The sequence below is a fragment of the Chryseobacterium sp. BIGb0232 genome (assembly GCF_024810195.1).
In the GTDB taxonomy this organism is placed as follows: Bacteria; Bacteroidota; Bacteroidia; order Flavobacteriales; family Weeksellaceae; genus Chryseobacterium; species Chryseobacterium pennae.
Window position 1 is genome coordinate 294545 of record NZ_JANUEH010000005.1, and the last position, 22648, is coordinate 317192.

At 37.5% G+C, this 22648-nt stretch carries 17 protein-coding genes and 1 pseudogene; 8 read left to right on the forward strand and 10 right to left on the reverse strand.

What is annotated here, in order from left to right; all coding sequences use genetic code 11:
- Positions 1-134 precede the first annotated feature (134 nt).
- Together M2372_RS14565 and M2372_RS14570 are read left to right on the forward strand one after the other, a co-directional pair.
- Positions 135-1928 carry a T9SS type A sorting domain-containing protein gene (locus M2372_RS14565; RefSeq protein ID WP_185018887.1) on the forward strand — a complete coding sequence of 598 codons (1794 nt, stop codon included), beginning with the start codon at positions 135-137 and terminating at the stop codon, positions 1926-1928.
- 223 nt (positions 1929-2151) lie between these two features.
- Positions 2152-2607: a DUF1801 domain-containing protein gene (locus M2372_RS14570; protein WP_123320653.1), complete on the forward strand. Its 456-nt coding sequence runs from the start codon at positions 2152-2154 to the stop codon at positions 2605-2607.
- Positions 2608-2825: 218 nt separating this feature from the next.
- Here M2372_RS14570 and M2372_RS14575 read toward each other — a convergent pair whose 3' ends face one another.
- The 4 genes and pseudogenes from M2372_RS14575 to M2372_RS14590 form a co-directional block, all read right to left on the reverse strand.
- Entirely contained in the window at positions 2826-4085 is a 1260-nt protein-coding gene (locus tag M2372_RS14575) for a TolC family protein (protein ID WP_228455765.1), read from the reverse strand.
- Positions 4075-7170 (reverse strand): efflux RND transporter permease subunit, encoded by a 3096-nt coding sequence (locus M2372_RS14580; RefSeq protein ID WP_123320651.1) that lies wholly within the window; start codon positions 7168-7170, stop codon positions 4075-4077. The genes M2372_RS14575 and M2372_RS14580 overlap by 11 nt, the downstream gene beginning before the upstream one ends.
- 41 nt (positions 7171-7211) lie before the next feature.
- Positions 7212-8309, reverse strand: a complete 1098-nt coding sequence (locus M2372_RS14585) for an efflux RND transporter periplasmic adaptor subunit (RefSeq protein WP_123320650.1) — start codon at positions 8307-8309, stop codon at positions 7212-7214.
- Between the two features lie 103 nt (positions 8310-8412).
- Positions 8413-8793, reverse strand: a pseudogene (locus M2372_RS14590) (MgtC/SapB family protein); the annotation flags it as partial.
- Positions 8794-9233: 440 nt separating this feature from the next.
- On the opposite strand from M2372_RS14590, the gene M2372_RS14595 reads away from it, so the two are divergent.
- The gene (locus tag M2372_RS14595; RefSeq protein WP_123320649.1) at positions 9234-10079 is read left to right on the forward strand and encodes a DMT family transporter; all 846 of its coding nucleotides are present in this window, start codon (positions 9234-9236) and stop codon (positions 10077-10079) included.
- Positions 10080-10324: 245 nt separating this feature from the next.
- Here M2372_RS14595 and M2372_RS14600 read toward each other — a convergent pair whose 3' ends face one another.
- Positions 10325-11692, reverse strand: coding sequence for an ATP-binding protein (locus M2372_RS14600; protein WP_123320648.1), 1368 nt, complete (start codon positions 11690-11692; stop codon positions 10325-10327).
- Between the two features lie 10 nt (positions 11693-11702).
- Positions 11703-12401, reverse strand: coding sequence for a response regulator transcription factor (locus M2372_RS14605; RefSeq protein WP_115968717.1), 699 nt, complete (start codon positions 12399-12401; stop codon positions 11703-11705).
- 114 nt (positions 12402-12515) lie between these two features.
- On the opposite strand from M2372_RS14605, the gene M2372_RS14610 reads away from it, so the two are divergent.
- The gene (locus M2372_RS14610) at positions 12516-13184 is read left to right on the forward strand and encodes a YiiX/YebB-like N1pC/P60 family cysteine hydrolase (protein ID WP_123320647.1); all 669 of its coding nucleotides are present in this window, start codon (positions 12516-12518) and stop codon (positions 13182-13184) included.
- A 290-nt stretch (positions 13185-13474) separates the two neighbouring features.
- Entirely contained in the window at positions 13475-13786 is a 312-nt protein-coding gene (locus M2372_RS14615; protein WP_115968719.1) for an NIL domain-containing protein, read from the forward strand.
- A gap of 277 nt (positions 13787-14063) precedes the next feature.
- On the opposite strand, the gene murA is transcribed toward M2372_RS14615, so the two are convergent.
- Both murA and M2372_RS14625 read right to left on the reverse strand, forming a co-directional pair.
- On the reverse strand, positions 14064-15371 hold the full coding sequence (gene murA / locus M2372_RS14620; protein ID WP_115968720.1) for a UDP-N-acetylglucosamine 1-carboxyvinyltransferase: 1308 nt from the start codon (positions 15369-15371) through the stop codon (positions 14064-14066).
- Positions 15371-16048 carry a DUF4290 domain-containing protein gene (locus tag M2372_RS14625; RefSeq protein ID WP_123320646.1) on the reverse strand — a complete coding sequence of 226 codons (678 nt, stop codon included), beginning with the start codon at positions 16046-16048 and terminating at the stop codon, positions 15371-15373. The genes murA and M2372_RS14625 overlap by 1 nt, the downstream gene beginning before the upstream one ends.
- Before the next feature lie 187 nt (positions 16049-16235).
- On the opposite strand from M2372_RS14625, the gene M2372_RS14630 reads away from it, so the two are divergent.
- Complete coding sequence (locus M2372_RS14630) at positions 16236-17675, forward strand: alpha-amylase (protein ID WP_123320645.1); 1440 nt, start codon at positions 16236-16238, stop codon at positions 17673-17675.
- Between the two features lie 120 nt (positions 17676-17795).
- On the opposite strand, the gene M2372_RS14635 is transcribed toward M2372_RS14630, so the two are convergent.
- A complete protein-coding gene (locus M2372_RS14635) occupies positions 17796-18206 on the reverse strand; it encodes a thiol-disulfide oxidoreductase DCC family protein (protein ID WP_123320981.1) in 411 nt (136 codons plus the stop codon).
- A 5-nt stretch (positions 18207-18211) separates the two neighbouring features.
- Positions 18212-18679 carry a heme-binding domain-containing protein gene (locus M2372_RS14640; protein ID WP_123320644.1) on the reverse strand — a complete coding sequence of 156 codons (468 nt, stop codon included), beginning with the start codon at positions 18677-18679 and terminating at the stop codon, positions 18212-18214.
- A 473-nt stretch (positions 18680-19152) separates the two neighbouring features.
- Between M2372_RS14640 and katG the strand changes: the two genes are divergently transcribed.
- Together katG and M2372_RS14650 are read left to right on the forward strand one after the other, a co-directional pair.
- The gene (katG, locus tag M2372_RS14645) at positions 19153-21429 is read left to right on the forward strand and encodes a catalase/peroxidase HPI (RefSeq protein WP_123320643.1); all 2277 of its coding nucleotides are present in this window, start codon (positions 19153-19155) and stop codon (positions 21427-21429) included.
- Between the two features lie 125 nt (positions 21430-21554).
- Complete coding sequence (locus tag M2372_RS14650) at positions 21555-22547, forward strand: hypothetical protein (RefSeq protein ID WP_148060803.1); 993 nt, start codon at positions 21555-21557, stop codon at positions 22545-22547.
- Positions 22548-22648: the final 101 nt, after the last annotated feature.

Sequence of the window (22648 nt, forward strand, 5' to 3'; positions counted from 1 at the left end):
GCACTTGCGGAGTAGATTATTTTAACGGTTTTAATGTGAATGTTGAGTTTATTTCATGTAATTGTTAAATATTTATTAAAAATAAGTTTTTTATGTTGATATTTTTCTTAATTTTCAATTTAAATATAAAAAAAATGACAATAAGTTTATTTTCTAGAGTACTTCCCGCAGTTGCTCTTCTCTCAGCCGCCTCTATTACGGCTCAAAATTTTCAAACGATGCCTATTGCATCTGGATTTACGGCTGATGTAATTGCTAATGGAATAGGATCGGCATCCGTTTCTACAACGTCTGATGTAGACGGGGTATCTTTTGCTTTTGTGGCGAAAGATTTTAAACTGACCTCTACCAGTACTCCTCTCACGTATGGTCTTCCTGCAGATGGGATCATCAATTCAGTTGTAGCCTCTACTCCCGGACTTTCTTATGAATTGGGAGATTTAAGTGCTAATAACTCTTTAAAACTAGCTTCAAGCGGAGAGAACGGAACTTTGGTATTTACGACTCCAAAAGCTGCTGTTAAACTGTATATGCTTGCCACAAGTGGTAGTGGAACATCAGTCGTAAGTGCTACAGTGACTTTCATAGATAATACAACTCAAATATTCTCCAATGTCAGTCTTTCAGACTGGTACAGTGGTTCTAATTTTGCTATTCAGGGAATTGGAAGAATTAACAGGGATAACAATATCTTAGATCCTAGTAGTAACAACCCAAGACTGTATCAATCTGTTTTGAATATTGATGCAGCTAATCAGGCTAAGCCAATACAGAGTATTACCATTACCAAAAGTTCAGGATCAGGTATTCCTAACATATTTGCATTCTCTGCAGATGCTTTTTCAGATTGTATGGCACCTGTTACAGATGCAGCAACCGGAGTAACTTCAAATTCAGCGCAAATATCATGGACAGTGCCTGCGAGCAATCAGACTACGGGTTATGATATTTATTATAGTACAAGTTCAACCGTACCTGCGAGTAACGCCAACCCTAATCATTCCAATGTGACAGGAACCTCATATACTTTGAATAACCTATCTCCAAGTACAGTTTATTATTACTGGGTAAGAGCCAATTGCAGTACGGCAACAAGTAAAAGTTCATGGTCTCTTGTTAAATCATTTACAACACAGTGTGGTGCGTTAGTGCCTGCCTATACTAATAATTTTAGTAGTTTTCCGGGATTATGCTGGGCTAATAATTTAGTAGGAGGAGATCCGGCTACTGGGCCATCAGGTACAGGTTCTTTTTATTGGGGATCACGTAATTTTTTAAATAATTCAGCTAATGGACCTTCAGCACATATGAATTTATTTTCTTCGGATAGAACAGGGTGGCTGAAAACGGGAGCCTTCAACCTGTCAGCAGGAGGATATAAAGTGAAATTTAATTACGGGATCACTACCTATTCAGGTACTTCTTCTTCTTCAATGGATAGCGATGATGTTGTTCATTTCCTTGTTTCCAATGATGGTGGAACTACATGGGTAATTCTGCAAACCTGGGATTCGGGTAATTCTCCATCTAATACATCAAATGAATATACCTTCGATCTGGCTAACTTTACTAATGCAAATACTATATTTGCTTTTTATGGAAGTACAGGACCGCTAGACGAAGACCTGGATTATAATTTCTATGTGAAGAATTTTACCATTGAAAATGCTCAGCTAAGTACCTCGGAAGTAAACCGTCAGGAGAAAAAAGTATCCGTTCATCCGAATCCTTTTAAAGATATTCTGTATATATCAGATACAAGAGATATTAAGTCTGTAACTGTAACCGATACTACAGGAAGAACTGTGAAAACAATGGAAGGTTCTGCGAAAGAACTTGATTTGAGCAGATTAAATTCGGGGCTGTATTTTGTGATTCTTCACTTTAAGGATGGATCTCATTCTACTGTAAAAGCAATCAAGAAATAATTTTTTTAGTGTAAATAAAGTTGGGCGGCAGTACATTTTTGTACTGCTGCTTTTTTTAAGGTAAGATAGTCCTCAAAATCTTAAAATCATATAATCCATTTATACTGATTTATGATATTTTCAGCCATTATATGTTGAATGGTAACTTCCAGCCTCCTTCTTCCTTCTTCCAGTCTAATAATCAATAATATTTCTTAATTTAAACCTCTAAAACTTACTGAAAATGCAAATCATATCAAACTCACTGGAAGACTATCTTTCAAAGATTCCGGAAGAAAGGCAGGAGCCGTTTAAAAAACTTTTTGATATTATCAAAAACAACCTGCCAAAAGGTTTTGAAGAAGCTACCAATTATGGAATGCTAGGTTGGGTGGTTCCACTGGAAATCTATCCTGCGGGTTATCATTGTACACCTGGTACACCTTTACCATTTATCAACCTGGCTTCACAAAAGAATTTCATTGCCTTGTATCATATGGGATTATATTCCAGACCGGACCTTCTGGATTGGTTTGTAGGCGAATATCCTAAACATTCCAGAAAAAAACTGGATATGGGAAAATCCTGCGTACGTTTCAAAAAACCGGAAGACATCCCTTTTGAATTAATCGCAGAATTAAGCCAAAAAATGACTGCGAAAGACTGGATCAATATCTATGAATCTCAGTATAAGAAATAACAAAAGCCCTGAATCATATAGTTTTCAGGGCTTTTTTAATATAGATGCTTTTTTTAAGCAGAAAGCGAGAAGCGGGATGCTGGAAGTTCCTGTTGTATCTTTGATAGTTTATCGTTTATTATTAAAAATATTTCAAGGTTTAAAAGGCTAATTAATGGCATTCAGTTATTTTTCAGCGAGTATAAAATTCCTTCTTCCAGCTTCTAACTTCCTTTTTTTTAGAACTCAATATCCCAGATTCCGGCTTTTCGCTCAAGTTCTATTAAAGCGGAAGCGTTTTCTGCTAAAAGCTGAAAATAATTCTGACGAAGCTCGTTAAATGTCCTTTGGGCATTGAGAACTTCTAAAATAGAGCTTTCTCCCCGCTGATAACTGTAAGTAATGCCTTTCAGTATGTTTTCCGCTTCTTTTAACATTCCATTGTCAAACTGCTGGAGTTGCTTTTGTACAGAAGTATATTGCTGATAAGCCTGAGTAACTTCCATTCGGATATTGTTTTCAATCTGTCTGTATTCCGTTTCTGCCTGTGAATAGCCCATTTCTGCAATTTTTAAATCAGCATTCCGGTGATTGGAAAATTTCAAAGGAACACTGATTCCAAATTTTACCGTATTAACAGCAGGAGAGGGTGCAATTTCATTATTGGCAACAGTATTATGTCCGGCACCGGCACTTAATCCTAAATCTATGACACGGTTGGCTTTTTCAAGTTTAACACGGCTTGCAGCAGTATTAATATTTTGTTTTGAAGCCAGAAGGTCTGCCCTTTCATTAAAAGCTTGTGTGATAAGGTCATTCAATATGAAGTTTCTGTTGAATGTATTAAGATTTCCACTTACATCTTTCCCGGTACAGTCACTTCCTATAAAATCGGATAGAGCTGTGACGGATTGCTGTTGGGCTCCTTCAAGCTGATAAACTTCATTCAATAAAGAAGAAGATTCCAGTCGGGTCTGTTGTGATGTCACTTTGGATATATCACCCAATCTGTATCGGATACTGTCGGATTTTGCTAATGTAAGCATGTTCTGATAGGATTCTTTCTGCACATTCAGTAATGCCTTTGCTTTTAATGCTTCAATGTATCCTAAAGTAGCATCAGCAAACAGATTTCTTATATAATCCTGTAGCTGTAACCTGGAATATTCAGCTTCATTCTTTGCCATTTCTATTCTGGCTTTTCTTTTGCCACCCAGCTCGAGGGTCCAGCTGACAGCTCCTCCTACGGTATATCCCATATCTTTAGATACCCCATTGTTGGAGGTTTCCATTTCAATCTGAGGATCCGGGAAAATTCCTGCGGTAAGGATAGAGGCTTCGGCCATGCTGATATTATATTTCTGTGCAGCTAGGCCAAGGTTTTTCTCCTTTACATATTTCAGATATTCATTAAAATAGATAGGCTCTTGTTCCGTTTGGGCCTTGATGAATATGCCGGTAACGGTACAGAATAATATGATTAAAAAATTATATTTCATGAGAGGTTGCATTTTGTTTGTCAAAGCGATATTCAGCTAAATAATAAATGGCAGGAAGTACAAATAGGGTAAGGAATGTGGAAAACATTAATCCATATACAATCACAGTAGCCAAAGGTCTTTGTACATCTGATCCGATTCCTGTTGCCAGAGAAGCGGGTAATAATCCTATGATGGCTACGGAAGCAGTCATCAGTACAGGCCTGAAACGGTCCTTCGCTCCCTGAATAACTGATGCTTTAAGCGGAATTCCACTTTTTCTTAGGGTATTGATATGAGAAACCATAATCACTCCATTCTGAATAGCCACTCCGAATAAAGCAATGAAACCTACAGCAGAAGAAACGTTGAGTGACATTCCCCTGATATTCAAGGCAAGCATTCCTCCAAATAAAGCAAGCGGAATAATACTCATTAAGATCAATGCCTGTCTGAATGTTCCAAATGCACCATACAACAATAGGAACATCACTGCTAATGCTAATGGTACAATAACCGCCAGCCTTGAATAGGCTCTGTTCTTGTTTTCAAACTGCCCACCCCATTTGATCTGATATTTTTCATGATCGTAGCGAATGTTCTTTTCAATACTCTTTTGTGCTTCGTTGAGAAATGAAGTAAGATCACGTCCCCGAAGGTTCAGTTTTACAGTAAGATGTCTTTTGTTCATTTCTCTTGTAATGGTACTTTCTCCGGTACTCAGTTTTACCGAGGCAATCTGTGAAAGCGGAATTTTTGCTCCTGAAGAAGAAGCCAGCATCAGATTTCCGATTTTTTCAGGAGTATTACGGCTGTCTTCCACATAGCGGCAGGATATATCATATACTTTGTTGCCAATAAAAATTTGGGAGACAGCTTTTCCTCCAAGGGCTGTTTCAATAAGATCAGTAACATCAGAAACATTCAAACCATATTGGGCAATTTTATTTCTGTCGGCCACAATCTGCAATTGAGGAAGAGGAGGTTCCTGATCAATGGCAAGATCTGCGGAGCCGGGAACGGTTTTTAAGAGGGAAAGAATATTTTCTGCCACCTGTCGGGTTCCAGCGAAGTCATCACCATATATTTTTACCACCAGTTCACTGTGCGCTCCTGATATTTTATCCATAACACCATCAATCATTGGTTGGGAAAAACCTACGGTAAAGCCCGGCATTTCTTTATAATCTTCTGCCAGTTCTCTGATGAGGTCTGCTTTTGTTTTTCCTGATGCCCATTCCTTGTAGGGTTTTATTCCTACAGATACTTCAAAGTGAGAAGCCGTCCATGGATCTGTGCCATCATCATTACGGCCTGCCTGAACCATAATATAAGTAACTTCTGAGTGTTTCATTGTTCTCAGACGGAGAGAATCACTCATTTCCTGAGCTTTTTTCAAGGAAATTCCAGGTGGAAGCTGTACCTGAAGCCAGATAGAACCTTCATCAAGTTCAGGTAAGAAATCTTTCCCTACGCTATAGGAGAGAATTCCGGCACCAAGCAATACGATTCCTGCAGGAATAAAGATCTTTTTCGGAGCAGACATGATTTTATCTATTCCTTTTCCATAAGCGTTACTTACTTTTTCAAGCCATCGGTTATGATAGAGCTTTCGGGGCTTTCTGTAAATCATATAAGCCAATCCGGGAATCAGTAATAAAGCAACGGCTAATGCACCTAATAATGCATATCCTACAGTAAATGCCATGGGAGTAAATAATTTTTTTTCCACTCTTTCAAATGCGAATAAAGGCAGATAAGCCGTAATGATGATAATTCCTGAAAAGAATATCGGTTTCGCAATTTCAGTGGCCTTTTGAATGATTGTTTTTTCGTCCAGTTCCTTTTCTGGATGATCTTCTCTTTGTCTTAAAATAGCTTCCAGCATTACGATGGAACCGTCTACAATAATTCCGAAATCTATGGCTCCCAATGACAGAAGGTTGGCAGGAATATTGGTGAAATGCATTAAAATAAAAGCAATAAGAAGTGAAAAAGGAATGGTAATCGCTGTAAGAAGAGCACCCCGCCAGCTTCCAAGGAATACAATTAATATAATAATCACCAATACAATTCCTTCCGTTAAAGTATGGGAAACTGTAGTAAGAGTGGTCTTTACCAGGTCCGTTCTATCCAGATAGGTATGGATTTTTACTCCAGCCGGAAGAATATTTTTGTTGAGTTCATCTACTGCTTCATGAACACCTGTTAACACTTGTGACGGATTTTGTCCTTTCAATAACAAGACGATTCCACCTACACTTTCATTGTAGTTTCTGTTTCGGTCGGTAAAACCGAGAATTCCTTTGCGTTCCAGATTTCCGTATTTTAATGTTCCGATATCGTTTAAAAAGACAGGAACTCCTTTTTCTGTTTTTACAACGGTCTTTCCAAGGTCATCAAGATTTTTAATCAATCCGATCCCACGGACTACATAGGCCAGATCTCCACGGGGAAGCATACTTCCCCCTGCACTGGCGTTATTTTTACTGATGGTTTCAATGATTTCCGAAAGAGAAAGACCATATTGCTCCAGTTTGTTGGGATCTAATTCTATCTGAAACTGAGTGGTTATTCCTCCAAAATTGGTTACATCCGCAATTCCTGAAACCTGTTTTATTCTCGGAATGATTACGAAATTCTGAAGATCAGTAAGTTCTCTTAAACTGTGATTATCACTCTCAATAACATAGCGATAGATTTCTCCCACAGGCGAAGTCAGTGGATCCAGTCCCGGCTGGGCACCATAAGGCAGTGAAACCTCAGCCAGCCTTTCCTGAATACGCTGTCTTGCCCAATAATCATCAATTCCGTCATCGAATACAATGGTAATCATGGAAAGTCCAAAAGTACTTTTGCTTCGCATAACATGCATTCCCGGAATTCCGTTAAGGGCTCTTTCCAGCGGAATAGTGATTTGCTGTTCTACTTCTTCAGCTGCGAGTCCCTGTACCTGGGTGACAACCTGTGAAGTGGTATCTGCAATGTCCGGATAAGCTTCAACGGAAAGTTTAGTCCAGGAATAGTATCCAAAAAATCCTAATAATATAAAGAGGGCCAGTATAAGCCATTTTTTCTGTATGGAAACTGTTAATAATTTTTTCATAATCTAACTTTATGGGAAACTTCAGTTTCCTCATTTTACATTTATTTTACATCCAGCAGATAAATTCCTCCTGTCGTCATGATCTCATCTCCGGATGTAAGTCCTGAAGTAATCTTTACTGTTTTTTCAGCAGCTTCAGCAGTGGTTACATTGCGTTTCACAAATTGGTTTTTTCCTATTTTAATCCAGACATATTGATTGTCGTCTTTTTGCATCAGCGAAGAGGTTGGGATAATAATTGTGTTTTCAGAATCGGTGGAGTAGGTAATGGTAGCAAACATGCCGGGCTTTAATGTTCTGTCAGGATTATCACATTGTATTAAAACCTTAATACTTCTTGTTGCTTCATCTACCCAATCATTGATATGATATACTTTTCCGGCAATGGCCCTGTCCGGATAAGTATTGACTTTTACAGCTACCTGATCTCCGTTTTTAATGAACCGAAGATCTTTTTCTTTCACTTCTCCGGAGATCCAGACTTTGGAAAGTTCAGCAACAACCATTACAGGGTCTGCGTCTTCACGGAGATACTGTCCGGTGACTATTTTGTTGGAAATAACTTCTCCGGCAATAGGGGCTCTTACAATTAAACCTCCGGAACCCTTACTCTGGCTGTTGTAAATCTTTAATGCAGTAGATGCATTTGATAAGGAGATCTTTTTATTCCTAAACTCAGTTTCAGATTCTTCCAGTTCCTTTTGTATTCCCACACCATGTTTTACAAGGTCCTGCTGGCGTTTGTATTTTTTTTCGGCCAGCCCAGCTTCATTCAAAGCATCGGAATATTCTTTCTGTATATCCAGATAGCCAGAGGAAAGGACTTCAAAAAGAGGGCTTCCGGCATTCACCTTTTGCCCAATATTGACAAAAGCCTTTGTAATTCTTCCTGAGAAAGGACTGGCTATTTCTGCGTAATTGTTAGGAATAGCTTCTATGGTTCCTACAGAAGTAATGTCATGATTGTATTCCTGATAACTGACGGTGATGGTTTTAATTTTCTTTAAAACAGGGTTGTTTTCAGGAATGGTAACCTGATTGTCTTTCAGAGTGATTTCCTGTTCTGAGGCTTGTTGAGGTGCATTGTCCTTGCAGGAGACTGCAAAAAGGGTAATAACACTTAAGATGATTCTTTTCATGATCTTAATAAAATTGGGTACTGTTGCTGATTTTGGGTTTTGTACTGCTCTTTTTCTTAATAGCCAGTTTCTTACTTCTGGCTTCCTTTTGAGTAGATAAAGTGGGTCGTAGAAATATATTTGTGGAAACAATGAAAAAGACGGTAATGAGTGCTTCTTTAGGGTATCCCAGCGCACATAATGCTCCTATTGCAGCGGAACACCATAAAGTAGCGGCAGTATTTAATCCCCGAACGGTAAGGCCGTCTTTCATAATAACACCGCCACCAAGGAATCCGATCCCGCTAACAATATAAGAGGTGATTCTTCCGGCTGCATCACCTCCGATTCTGATGGCGATTAAGACGAATGCTGCGGAGCCTATACAAACTAAAGTATTGGTGCGAAGGCCTGCATTTTTTTTACGCCACTGTCTTTCGAAGCCTATGCCGGCGCCTAAACAGAATGCAGTTAATAAGCGAAGGGTAAATTCAAATGTATTCATAACTTTTCCTTTTTTTATAAAGCTTGAAAGCTGTACGGGAAAAGTGAGTACAACTAAAGCTTTTAAGATTGATAATTACTGTAGGGATCTGCGTCCATGTGCTTTATTTTTTACAGTGCAAAAGTAGTAAGGCTGGCTTTTTTTAGCCGTTAGAAAAGCTTTAGAATGCTATTAGAATTGTATTAGAAAAAATGGTGATGAGACTTTTTAGTAAAAAAATATATACTTGATAGTATGATTTGATACTATGCATAGATTTATTAATGGTTACAGATGAGAATTAAAGTCATAATCTGTAACCATTTTTTAAGCTGAAATTTCAATACATTTGGCAAAAATCTAGCTTTGTGGTATAATAATATTAATTATTACAGAATAAAGCTTGCTTTATCTTCCGGTTTCAAACCATGGTTGTCTTTAATAAATTATAAATTTTAGAAATGAAAAATTCAAACTTAGCGATTCCTGCTACATTGCTAGCCATTATCTGTGTACAGGGTGGAGCATCAATTGCCAAGCAGCTTTTCCCGGCAATCGGAGCTATTGGAACCGTTACTTTAAGGATTGTACTTTCTGCTATTATACTTACCATTATCAATCGTCCCAAATTTTTACAGTTTACTCCACAAAAATGGAAGTATTGTGCAATGTATGGAGTGGGATTGGCAGCCATGAATCTTATTTTTTATATGGCTATCCAGAGGATTCCTTTGGGTCTGGCTGTAACTGTTGAGTTTGCCGGACCTTTATTTCTTGCGTTGGCATTATCCCGTAAACTATTGGATGTAGTTTGGGCGCTATTGGCCTGCGTAGGAATATTACTTATTGTTCCATGGAAGAGCGATCACATAGATTTGTTGGGACTGGGATTGGCTTTCCTGGCAGGGATATTCTGGGCGCTCTATATTGTAATGGGCGGAAAAGTTTCTAAAATAATGGATGGAAAAGATGCAGTAACCACCGGGATGTTATTTGCCAGTTTGGTAATTATTCCATTTACGATTTGGGATGGGGCTGTTTTCAATATTACACCAACTATTTTTGTAAAAGGATTGGGAGTCGCAATTCTGTCGAGTGCCTTACCGTTTTCTCTGGAGATGATGGCTTTAAAAAAGCTTCCGGCAAAAACTTTCAGTATTCTGATGAGCCTGGAACCCGCATTTGCTGCACTTTCCGGATTAGTATTTCTTGCAGAAGAACTCTCTTTTTTACAATGGATTTCTATTGGATGTGTAATTGCAGCAAGTATTGGAACTACTATCTTCAGCAAAATTTCTCATGAATAATTTTTTAAACCATTAAGAAGCCTTAAGGCTTTAAGGAAAGTTAGGGTTCAAATACACTTGAATGAAACAGTGTGCTTCTTTTCAAGGTTGGTATGAAAAGAAAATCAGAGATTTTCTAAACTTAAGTGTACTTATTAGGCGTGCCGCTTGTCACTTAAAATCCCTTAAGTGTTTATAATTTTTGTGTCTTTTGACTTCGTCGAATCTTCGATTTGTGGTTAAAGAATATTTGCCACATAAAAAATCTAAACCGTTTCAATATCAAATATCACTGTAAAAACAGTTTCATTATTTTCAGAGGCTACTTTGATGATTGCATGGTGCAGATGAATAATTTTCTCCGTTAAGAAAAGCCCGATTCCGTATCCTTTTTCATGTCTGGAGGTATCACTTCTGTAAAAAGGTTCAAAAATATGAAGTAAGTCTTCCTGTAAAATGGCAATTCCTGTATTGATAAAACTGATAATAAGCTTTTCATTGTTTGCTTTTACATCAATCATACAGGTATGAACCGGAGAATATTTACAGGCATTATCGATAAGGTTATTAAAGGCAACCTGCAGTAAATATTCATTTCCCTGTATAACAAGTTGATGTTCTTCTATTGTGCTGTCAATATTCAAAGAAACTTTGTATTCTTGATTTTCCTTTATTATTTTCGAATAAGATTCCAGTAAAATTTCATCCAATCGGACTTCTGAAAAACTGATTTCATTAGGATCATAGCTTGCTTTGGCAAGGTCCATCAGGCTGTTGGATAACTTCACCATATTGCGGGCATCATCCAGTGCATATTGAATAGTTTGCTGATATTCCTCCCGGGTTTGTTCCTTTTCAGAAGAGAACTCCAATTCTGTAATAATTGCGGATAGCGGAGTACGAAGTTCATGTGAAATATTGGAAACAAAATGTTTTTGAGCATCAAACGAATTTTCCAGGCGTTCAAGCATTCCGTTAAAGTTTTGAGCAAGTTCATTCAGTTCGTCTTTTTCACTAGTAGTTTTTAATCGAAGCTGTAGTTTGCCTGCGGTAATATTTTTAATCTGGCTCACCATTTCACTGAGGGAATTCAGTACTTTTTTTGAAAGAAATATTCCTGCCAGATACACCAAAATCAAAATACTGATAAAAGCAATGATACTGATGGTAAGAAGATGATTGATAGATTTGTAACCATATTGATCGTACCCGGCAGCAGTTACCAGATATTCCTTTCCATTGTGAGAGTAAACCATTCCTATGGCTTGAAGATCGCCAATGAAAAAACTGATTTCCTTCTTTTTTAAAATATTGGAAAGCATTTTCGGATCCTCCTTAACAAAATCTACCTTTGAATCATCATGATACACCAGATTGAATTCCGGATCATAGATAGCCACCTGAACTTCATTAATAGTTTTTGTGTTATTCTTGTAAACCCGGTGCATTTCCTTTTCGCTCAATGTACTTTGAAAGAAAAGATTGGCTTTTGCCACTGCTTCGTTGTTAAGCTGGGCATAAAATGAAACTTCTCTGGCTTCACTAGAAGAATAATATACTGCAATACCATAAAATATCATCAGCATGGCTGTGACAATGGTAAAGAGTAGGGTAAGCCGGGTCCTGATTTTCATTTCTTAGCTCTTATTGCTGGTGTTCTTCGTATCCTTTTTTTAAAATAAAGCCCATACCTGCTTTGGTATGAATCAGTTTATGTTCAAAATCCCTGTCAATTTTTTTCCGGATATAGTTGATGTAGACATCAATAAAATTGGTTCCTGTATCAAAATGAGTTTCCCATACATTTTCAGCGATCTCTGAGCGGGAAAGGACCCTTTCCGGATTTTCCAGCATGTATTTCATAAGGTTAAATTCTTTAGGGGTAAGTTTGATAGCGATGCCATTTCTGCTTATGGATTTCAATTTGAGATCCATTTCAATATTCTCATACCTTAAAAGCTGTTCTGTGGGAGTGTGCATCGAGAATCTTTTCATTAAAACTTTAACTCTTGCAATCAGTTCGCGCATTTCAAAAGGTTTGGTAAGGTAATCATCTGCCCCGGAATCAAAACCTTCCAGCTTATCATCTGTAGTTCCCAATGCAGTCAGCATAATGACCGGAATCTGTGGTTTTAGATTTTTTATTTCCTTGCAAAAATCCAGACCATTTTTCAAAGGCACAATAATATCCGTAATGATGAGGTTGAAATCCTGAGTAGAAGCCAGTTCTGTAGCCTTTTCACCATCATAGGCAAAGCTTACATCCATATCCTCTTCAAGAAGTCCTCTTCCAATAAGGCGGGAAAGTCTTTTATCATCTTCAACAAGTAAAATATGAGGCATAAAAGTAGCAAAAGGGTTTGGTTACTATGAAAGTTACTCGGTCTGTTCCACAAATGTAATGATTTCTATTTTGTAATTTTGACGTAAATAACAATCAGAATACCGGAAATTAAAATGATTTTCAATAAAAAAATAAAAAAAGGAATTGCTGGCGGACTTCTATCTCTTTTAATCTTGCTGTTAGTGCAATGTAATTCCTATCCCGGAACAAGCCAGCTTCAAAACGGAGATTTACTTTTTGTAACAGCAAAAGAAAGCGGGCTTTCAGGAGCCATTAATAATGTTACCCAAAAGCAGAAGACAGCTTCTTTTGATCATATTGGCATTCTCGAAAAAGAAGGAAAGAAATTGTTTGTTCTGCATGCAGCTCCAAAAGGCGGTTCACAAAAGCAAAGTTTAAATGATTTTGTGAAGGATCAGAAAAAAGATCAGCAAAAAGATCAGCAAAATATTGTGGTATACCGTCTCAAGGCTGAATATCAGGAATCAATTTCTGTGGCTATTGAGAATGCACATTCTATGCTGGGGAAGCCTTATAATTTCAATTATATTTTGGATGAAAATTCTTATTACTGTTCAGATTTTGTAGAAAGAGCTTTTCGGGATGATCATATTTTTAAATTAGAACCTATGACGTTCATGGATCCGAAGACAGGAAAGATCAATAGATTCTGGGAAGAATTTTACACTAAGAAAAAACTGAAGGTTCCTGAAGGAGAACCTGGTTGTAATCCCAATGGATTGGCCGGATCAGAAAAGTTAGAAAGGGTAGGAGAACTTTGAAGCTGGAAGCAGGAAGAGGGAGGCTGGAAGTTATTATTGAACAAATATTTTATGAAATTTAGAACTAACAAATTGACTTTAAAATGAATAGATTTACTTGTATTGATTTTTAAAATACAGTGACTTCCATCCTCCAGCTTCAAACTTCCTGACTTATTTAATTAAATGTTAAATTTAAAAAAATATTAGTCTACTTATTTGGTAGACTAATATTTTTTTATACTTTTGTGACAGATTTAAATGCAGAACAAAATATGATCTGAGAATGTTTAATTAAAAAATATTTAGCAATGATTACACCTAACCCTAGTCTGCAGGTTTTTCAAAATAAACTGAACCTGCCTAAAAAAGAATTATTATTGGAAATTGAGTTGAATGGCAAAATGAAATTTGAGCATTTAATGAATACCATCTATAATCAAATGGGGATCTGTCATAGAGTGTTGTCAGCAAATGTGGAATATGTGAACGGAAATAGTTTTGGTTCGGTACAATTATATATTAATGTCAATTCAGAGGATTATCAGAAACTGGAAGTCTATCTGAATAAAAATAAACTTTTGAATACAACGGTGGAGTATCTCTGCCGGAAGTATTCTTAGGGGAGATTCATATAGTTTTAATTACTCAAAGTGTCAGGTTTTACCGGGCACTTTTTCTTTTTATGATCTCGCAGCCAAATAGATTATGCAGATATTTTACCATGAAAAAAATAAAATAAAAAGTCAGTAGATTTTAGAGAATCCTTTCAATTTTGACAATAGTTCCAATTGAAGGTGTGAACATTCCCGGGGTGTCAAAAATTCTCTGAATTTTTGACGGGGCGGTTAAAAAAAGCGTTCAGATCTCTCTGAACGCTCTATAGTAATAAAAATAAGTTTAGATTCTCTCGATATCAGCACCAATTGCTTTCAGTCTTCCATCGATGTTCTCATATCCTCTGTCGATTTGCTCGATGTTGTGGATGATAGATTTTCCTTCTGCAGAAAGGGCTGCAATAAGAAGGGCGTTTCCGGCTCTGATATCCGGGGAAACCATGGTTGTTCCTCTTAACGGAGCTTCCTGGTTTAATCCGATTACAGTTGCTCTGTGCGGATCACATAAAATGATCTGAGCTCCCATGTCGATTAATTTATCCACAAAGAATAATCTGGATTCAAACATTTTCTGATGAACCAGAATACTTCCTTTTGCCTGAGTTGCTACTACCAGAATAATAGAGAGTAAGTCAGGAGTGAATCCCGGCCATGGTGCATCAGAGATCGTAAGGATAGATCCGTCAATAAATTTTTGAATTTTATAATGCTCCTGAGCAGGAATGTAAATATCATCACCACTTTGCTCAAGCTGAATTCCCAGTTTTCTGAATGTATTAGGAATCACTCCCAATTGATTCCAGTTTACATTTTTGATGGTGATTTCAGATTTAGTCATGGCAGCAAGGCCAATCCATGATCCGATTTCTACCATGTCCGGAAGCATCGTGTGTTCGGTACCTTTTAAATATTCTACCCCTTCAATGGTAAGAAGGTTAGAACCGATCCCTGAAATATTAGCTCCCATTCTGTTCAGCATTTTACATAATTGCTGAAGATAAGGTTCGCAGGCAGCGTTATAAATTCTTGTTTTTCCTTTTGCTAAAGCGGCAGCCATCACAATATTAGCAGTACCGGTTACAGAAGCTTCTTCTAATAAGATGAATTTCCCTCTAAGCTCTTTCGCTTTTAAAGAATAGAAATATTCCTCTTCATCATAATGAAATTCAGCCCCAAGTTCAACCAGCCCCTGGAAGTGAGTATCCAATCTTCTTCTTCCGATCTTGTCTCCTCCCGGAGTTGGCATATAAGCTTCTCCGTAACGGGCAAGCATCGGTCCCATCAGCATGATGGATCCACGTAATTTGGCGCCGTCTTTTTTAAATTCATTGGACTTTATATAGTCGAAGTTTACTTTATCAGCTTTGAAGGTGTAATCTCCATGCCCGTTTTTAATAACCTTTACACCGAAGTCTCCCAGAATTTCAATCAGTCTGTTGACATCGTGGATATCCGGAATATTTTTAATCCTTACTTCCTCGTCAGTCAGCAGTACTGCACACAGAATTTGTAGAGCCTCATTTTTGGCTCCTTGTGGAGTTATTTCACCCTGCAGTCTTTTCCCTCCTCTTATCTGAAATGTTCCACTCATTATTTTCTGTTTTTATGATTGTTATTATGCCTCCTTTTATTAGGCTGGTTATTATTATTTTTATTATTGTTGCTGTTGTTGCTGTTTCGGTTGTTATTGTTATTATTTCGGTTGTTGTTATTACTGGTGTAGTAGATTTTACTTTTTTCAAGAGAATCTATTCCGGTAAGATCCAACCTGTTTTCAGACAGTTCTTTCAGGTGGCGGAAAATAACATCATCCGTCACATGTTCTTTATTATAGACATTATAAGACTTCTTCATATTGTTGGCAATTACTTCAATAAGGGCTTCTTTTTCATCACCCTGTTCCAGTTCTATTGCTTTTTCTATCAATTGAAGAATACTTTTTCCGTAAAACTTAAAGTCACCTTGAAGTTTCGGATATTCCATTCTTTTAGGTTTTTCTGCCAATTGTTCCATGGTTGGGAACGGATAAGGAGATTCTACATCCAGATTATGATTAGCAAGAATAAAAAGATGGTCCCAAAGTTTATGTTTATAATTTTCCTCGTCGCGAAGTTGTGGGTTTCTCTGACCCATAAAATCGATGATTGCCATAGCCATTTCGTTCCTTTCCTCTTTGGTAGGAAGTTCTTTGCAGCGCTCAACCAACTGTTGTATAATTCTGCCATATTCCGGCATATGAAGCTGAGTTTTTTGGGTATTGTATTCCATAGTATGCAAATATATGGATTAAAAGAAAAATTGTTTCGAGAATCTTGAAAATTTATGATTTTTTAATGAAAACTTTAAAGATGATTCTCTTTGAATTATTATTTAAAATAAAAATATTTCTCCTTATTTTGAATTTGTTTTTAATAAAAATGTAAATTAGTTAATAGTTTGATAATTAAATATTCCGATGAAAAAAACACAATTTCTTCTTTCTCTATTGGCTTTAGCGCTTGTTGGCTCATGCCAGAATAACGATGAATTAAGTACAGACTCCCTGAAGAAGGAAGAAGTACATAATAAAATAGTAAATGTAACCCACCATGATGGAAGACCTTTCAGTACAGGAGCTGTATCCGGATCGGCACAGGCAAAGTTTGTAGCAGGCCCGGGAGGCAGTGTACTGATGCAGGGGTTCTATTGGGATGTTCCTGATGGTGGAAATTGGTGGAATACGGTTAAAGACAAATTAACGGCATGGTCTGATGCCGGAATTGGTGCTGTATGGCTTCCTCCGGCTTCAAAAGCTCAAAACGGTGCCTATTCTATGGGGTATGATCCTACTGACTATTATGATTTTGGAAATTTTAATCAGAACGGAAGTACAGAAACCCGGTTCGGATCAAGAACGGAACTTGAAGCATTGATTACAAAAGCTCATGCAGAAAATATGCAGGTTTATGCTGATATTGTGATCAATCATAACAGTGGCGGGCAATCTGAAGCCAATCCGTTTACCGGAACCAATACCTGGACTAATTTCTCAGGAGTTGCTTCCGGAAAGTTTCAAAGAAATTACAATGACTTTTATAAAAATGCTTACGGAAATAATGATGAAGGAGCTTTTGGCGGATTCCCGGACCTTTGTCATGCCAATCCACATGTACAGGACTGGTTGTGGGGAAGAGATGATTCTGTTGCAAAATATTATAAAAATGTAATGAAATTTGATGGCTGGAGATTCGATTATGTAAAAGGATTCGGTCCCTGGGTAGTGAATACCTGGAATTCTAAAGTAGGAGGTTTCTCTGTAGGCGAATTATGGGATTCTAATGTAAATACGTTAGAATGGTGGGCGAATAATGCCAACAGTTCCGTATTTGATTTTGCTGCCTATTATAAAATGGATGAAGCCTTTGACAACGGAAATCTGAATGTATTGAACGATGATATGATGTGGAAAAGAAATCCGTACAAAGCAGTAACTTTTGTTGCCAATCATGATACCGATATTATTTACAATAAAATGCCGGCCTATGCTTACATTTTAACCCATGAAGGCTATCCGACCATTTTTTACAGAGACTATGAAGAATGGCTGAATAAGGAAAGACTGAATAATCTGATCTGGATTCACAATAATAAAGCTACAGGAACCACTTCTATTTTATACACGGACAATGATGAATATATTGCAAGACGTAACGGTTACAACGGAAATCCAGGACTGGTGGTTTATATCAATACCTCATCAAGCTGGCAGGAAAGATGGATCGATACGAATTGGAGTAATCAGCAGATCAAAGATTTTACTGGAAATTCAAGCTGGTATCCGACAACGCAGGGAGATAAGCGGGTGAAAATTCAATGTCCGCCGAATAGTTACTCTGTGTGGTCGCTTAATTTATGAGTAATGAGGGGCGATCGAAACTTATATTTTAATAAATAATAATACATATATTTCTCGCAGATTTTGCCGATAACACAGGTTTTTATAACCCAAGTAGCTGTCCGTAAAATCTGTGGGAAATTACACCTGAATAAACTTTTTCTTCTGATGCTGATCCGGAAGGTAACACTTTTGATTAGCCAGTTTCATCCTGTTTCTTGAAACGAGATCATAAGCTTTATCGCTCAGAAAGGCAGGTAAGATTTTACCAATGGCTGAAAGTTTATAAATTCCCCCTAATATATTGGTAATTTGAAGGATGGCTCTCGATTTTATGAAGTAATATTGTTTGGGTTTCCAAAGGTATAATGTGTTGAAAACCTTTGTATCCAGACCTCTTTCAGATAAAAACTGTTGTCCGAATTCGGATTGAAGTGAGGCAAACATAAATTGGTCTTTTTTATCTCTTTCCAGAATCCACTGTACCCAGAAATTGCAGACTCCACAATCTCCGTCAAAAAATACAATATGTTTGTCTTCCCAGTTTTCCACCACTTTTATTTATTAAACATGATCCTTCTTTCTGTGTCTTCTTTGGCCTGTTTGAAATATTGAATAAGTTCTGCACGCTGTTCATCGGTCAGTTTTGCATCCTGATGTCCTAGATAATAGGATTCAAGCGGCATTTCTTTTTTCTCAACCATCTCCATACATTCCTCCAGTTTACGAAGCTGTCTTTGAGGTTCATATACTGCAAAGGTAGAAAAATTAAGATGTTTTCTGCCTTCATTAATATGATTTTTCACAAACCATGAAGTGGGTGAAATATCAGCATACCACGGATATTTAGTTTCATTGGAATGACAGTCATAGCATGATGTCCTGATAATCTTAGCTACTTTTTCAGGAGTATTTTTTATTTTCAAAAAGTCCATGCCGGGTGTAGGACGCGGATTGGTTTTATCAATAGGAAAAAACTGAATGAAAATAAAGGCGACAAGGAGAATGACTGCTACTTTTTTCATAGGGATTTATGTTTGTGGATTATAAAGATAGGTAATTTTTTTAATGGGAATGTTTTGAGGCTGGAAGCAGGGAGAAGGAAGCTGGAGGCACTAGAGAACGGAGAGGAAATATTCTTTTTTTATATGAGATGAGGGAATATTGTAAGCGATACAATTGTCCTAAATTGTTTTCCCGTCTGCAATAAACTTCCATCTTCCAGCCTCCCGCTTCCATCTCCTCCTCCTCCTTACATTGAGTTATTCTAAATAGAGTAGAAGGAGTTGAATGGATTTAAAAAATGACTAACTTAATACCACAATTGTGTCTTTAGCTCGGATGCTGTCGGGAATGTTTCTTTATAGTTTTTAACTATCATTGAGATAATTATTAATAGATTGTATTTATTGAATTAACGTTGTAAGTTTGTCATGACCTTACAACAATGAAGTTACTTAAACTGTATTAATCAATATAAAAAAATAAATAAACGACAATGGAAAAAGATTTGAATGACATCAGTAAATGCCCGTTTCATAACGGAACAATGAAGAAGAATGTAGCAGGTGAGGGAACTCAAAACAAAGATTGGTGGCCGGATCAGTTAAGAGTAGATCTTCTGCGCTCACACTCATCACTGTCTAATCCTATGGATCAGGACTTTGATTACGCAGAAGCATTTAAAAGTCTTGACCTTGAGGCTGTGAAAAGAGATCTTCACACTTTAATGACTGACTCCCAGGATTGGTGGCCTGCAGATTTTGGTCACTACGGACCGTTATTCATCCGTATGGCCTGGCACAGTGCCGGAACATACCGTGTAGGAGATGGAAGAGGTGGAGCCGGAGCAGGACAACAGCGTTTTGCCCCACTGAACAGCTGGCCGGATAACGTAAGCCTTGATAAGGCAAGAAGACTATTATGGCCCATCAAACAGAAATATGGGAGAAATATATCTTGGGCAGACCTTTTAATTCTTACGGGAAATGTTGCCCTTGAATCTATGGGATTCAAAACTTTTGGTTTTGCAGGAGGAAGAGCAGATGTATGGGAACCGGATGCAGATGTATATTGGGGATCAGAAAAGACATGGCTGGGTGGTGACATCCGTTATGCTCACGGATCGGAAGGAGCTGTAGAAGGACATGCAGCGGTTCTTCCTACCGATGATAATGCAGATGGAGATATTCACTCCAGAAACCTTGAAAATCCACTGGCAGCAGTACAAATGGGATTAATTTATGTAAATCCTGAAGGTCCGGACGGAAATCCTGATCCGATTGCAGCGGCTAAAGATATCAGAGATACTTTTGGACGTATGGCAATGGATGATGAGGAAACAGTTGCTTTAATTGCAGGTGGACATACTTTTGGAAAAACTCACGGTGCGGGCCCTGCAGATCATGTGGGTAAAGAACCGGAAGGAGCAGGGATTGAACAGCAGGGATTAGGATGGTCAAGCAGTTATAAATCAGGAAGCGGAAGAGATGCTATTTCCAGTGGTCTGGAAGTGACCTGGACTGAGACTCCGACTCAATGGAGTAATTATTTCTTTAAAAACTTATTTGAGAATGAATGGGAACTGACCAAAAGCCCTGCCGGAGCTCACCAATGGGTAGCGAAGGCTGGTGCAGAGATTATTCCTGATGCATTTGATCCTAACAAAAAGCATAGACCAACAATGCTTACCACGGATCTTTCTTTAAGATTAGATCCTGTTTACGAAAAAATTTCAAGACATTTTTATGAAAATCCAGATGCGTTTGCAGATGCATTTGCAAGAGCATGGTTTAAATTAACGCACAGAGATATGGGACCGCGTGCCCGTTATCTGGGACCGGATGTTCCTCAGGAAGAACTGATCTGGCAGGATCCTATTCCGGAAGTAGATCATGAATTGGTAAATGATGCTGATGTAGAATCTCTTAAAGCAAAAGTTCTGAATTCAGGATTGAGTATTTCTGAATTAGTTTCAACAGCTTGGGCTTCTGCTTCTACTTTCAGAGGAAGTGATAAGAGGGGAGGAGCGAATGGTGCAAGAGTAAGATTAGAGCCTCAAAGAAACTGGGCAGTCAATAATCCGGCTCAATTACAAAAGGTATTGGGAGTATTGGAAGGAATTCAAAATGAATTTAATGCTCAAAATGGAAGTAAGAAAATATCTTTAGCGGATTTAATTGTTTTAGGAGGAAGTGGAGCTGTTGAAGCTGCTGCAAAAAACGCAGGACACGATGTGAAAGTTCCTTTTGCACCAGGAAGAATGGATGCTTCTCAAGCGCAGACTGATATAGAATCTATGGGATATCTTGAACCTGCAGCGGATGGATTCCGTAATTATCTGAAAACAAAATTCACGGTTTCTACAGAATCCTTATTAATTGATAAAGCTCAGTTGTTAACGCTTACTGCTCCGGAATTAACCGTATTGGTGGGAGGAATGCGAGCTTTGGATACTAATTTTGACGGTTCAAAAAATGGTGTATTTACCAGCCGTCCGGGAGTTCTTACCAATGATTTCTTTGTGAATCTTCTGGATATGGGAACGCAGTGGAAAGCAATGTCAGACGATAAAGAAGTATATATGGGAACAGACCGTAAAACAGGTCAGCCAAAATGGACAGCTACCCGTGCCGATCTTGTTTTCGGATCGAACTCTGAACTAAGAGCGATTTCAGAAGTGTATGGAAGTGCTGATGCGCAAGGTAAATTTATCAATGATTTTATTTCTGCCTGGACGAAGGTGATGAATCTGGATAGGTTTGATCTGGCTTAAATAAGTATTTTAAATAAAAATAGTAAAAGACAGCAGTAATGGCTGTCTTTTTTATTACCAAAGAAATACCGAAATTTGTGGAAACTGGGAATAATACTTCGTTCCTGAGAAAAACTAAAAATTCAATGAAACAAATTTTACTACTATCATTATCTGTACTCATGCTGATTTCCTGTCAAAAAAAGAATCAAAATCAGGCTAAAGAACAAGAGGATCTTCCAATGGTGTCTGCTTCTAAAGTAAAGGTTCCGATACTTCAGAAAAACTATGAAACACTGCAGATACAGGGCAGGGTGAAATCGATTGAGGTTACAGGATACCAACAGTCTATTCTCCATGCTGATATGGAACATTCGGTGACAAAAACTATTTATAAATTTGATGAGAGCGGAAATTTGGCGGAAGAAACCGCTTATCTTCAAAACAATGAATTTGGGAGAAGATACCAATATTATTATGATGCAGTGGGAAATGCCGTTAAAACAGTAGGGTTTGAAGAAAGTGATAAGAAAAAGTCAGTAAATAGTTTGACCCTTAACGAAAAAGGAATCGTTGTTAGTGATAAAAAAATTGAATTCTCAAAGACTAAAAATAACGAAGATACCATTAGAAGACGGGAATATATTAACAATATCAAAGAAATGAATGATGCTGTTTTGAGTTATTCGTCTTATGAAAAGTCAAAACCTAAACAGACTACCCAATGGATCAAACAATATAAGAACGGAAATCTGATAAGTGAAAAGATATCTAACAACCTGCCTGAAGGGGAAACTGAAACTACTTACAGCTATGACAGTAACAATAACCTGATTATGCAGGAAGAAACCGGACTTTATCCCATAGTTCGGAAATGGAAGTATGATAAGAAAGGAAATGAGATCTACCAGCAGGTTGTGAATGATAAAGAAAATATTTTTTCTGAGTTAAAGAAAACATTTGATGAATATGGAAATATTACAAAACTAACAGTCATTGAAAATGGAAAAATAGATGATAGAGTATCTGTTAAATATGAATATACATACGATTCACAGCATAATTGGATTCAGATGAAACGCTTTACATTGAACGGTAGTAAAATTTCAGTAACAGATAGAAAAATTGTCTATTACTAAGGGAAATTAAATGTCCTTAATGAAATATAAAAACCACCGCAATTTTGCGGTGGTTTTATTTTTATCTGCCACACGATAAAATCTTGCGGGAGCGGTGAGTT

Coding starts and splice junctions, on each gene's coding strand:
- M2372_RS14565 (WP_185018887.1), top strand. CDS start 135: ATGACAATAAGTTTATTTTCTAGAGTACTTCCCGCAGTTGCTCTTCTC.
- M2372_RS14570 (WP_123320653.1), top strand. CDS start 2,152: ATGCAAATCATATCAAACTCACTGGAAGACTATCTTTCAAAGATTCCG.
- M2372_RS14575 (WP_228455765.1), bottom strand. CDS start 4,085: ATGAAATATAATTTTTTAATCATATTATTCTGTACCGTTACCGGCATA.
- M2372_RS14580 (WP_123320651.1), bottom strand. CDS start 7,170: ATGAAAAAATTATTAACAGTTTCCATACAGAAAAAATGGCTTATACTG.
- M2372_RS14585 (WP_123320650.1), bottom strand. CDS start 8,309: ATGAAAAGAATCATCTTAAGTGTTATTACCCTTTTTGCAGTCTCCTGC.
- M2372_RS14595 (WP_123320649.1), top strand. CDS start 9,234: ATGAAAAATTCAAACTTAGCGATTCCTGCTACATTGCTAGCCATTATC.
- M2372_RS14600 (WP_123320648.1), bottom strand. CDS start 11,692: ATGAAAATCAGGACCCGGCTTACCCTACTCTTTACCATTGTCACAGCC.
- M2372_RS14605 (WP_115968717.1), bottom strand. CDS start 12,401: ATGCCTCATATTTTACTTGTTGAAGATGATAAAAGACTTTCCCGCCTT.
- M2372_RS14610 (WP_123320647.1), top strand. CDS start 12,516: ATGATTTTCAATAAAAAAATAAAAAAAGGAATTGCTGGCGGACTTCTA.
- M2372_RS14615 (WP_115968719.1), top strand. CDS start 13,475: ATGATTACACCTAACCCTAGTCTGCAGGTTTTTCAAAATAAACTGAAC.
- murA (WP_115968720.1), bottom strand. CDS start 15,371: ATGAGTGGAACATTTCAGATAAGAGGAGGGAAAAGACTGCAGGGTGAA.
- M2372_RS14625 (WP_123320646.1), bottom strand. CDS start 16,048: ATGGAATACAATACCCAAAAAACTCAGCTTCATATGCCGGAATATGGC.
- M2372_RS14630 (WP_123320645.1), top strand. CDS start 16,236: ATGAAAAAAACACAATTTCTTCTTTCTCTATTGGCTTTAGCGCTTGTT.
- M2372_RS14640 (WP_123320644.1), bottom strand. CDS start 18,679: ATGAAAAAAGTAGCAGTCATTCTCCTTGTCGCCTTTATTTTCATTCAG.
- katG (WP_123320643.1), top strand. CDS start 19,153: ATGGAAAAAGATTTGAATGACATCAGTAAATGCCCGTTTCATAACGGA.
- M2372_RS14650 (WP_148060803.1), top strand. CDS start 21,555: ATGAAACAAATTTTACTACTATCATTATCTGTACTCATGCTGATTTCC.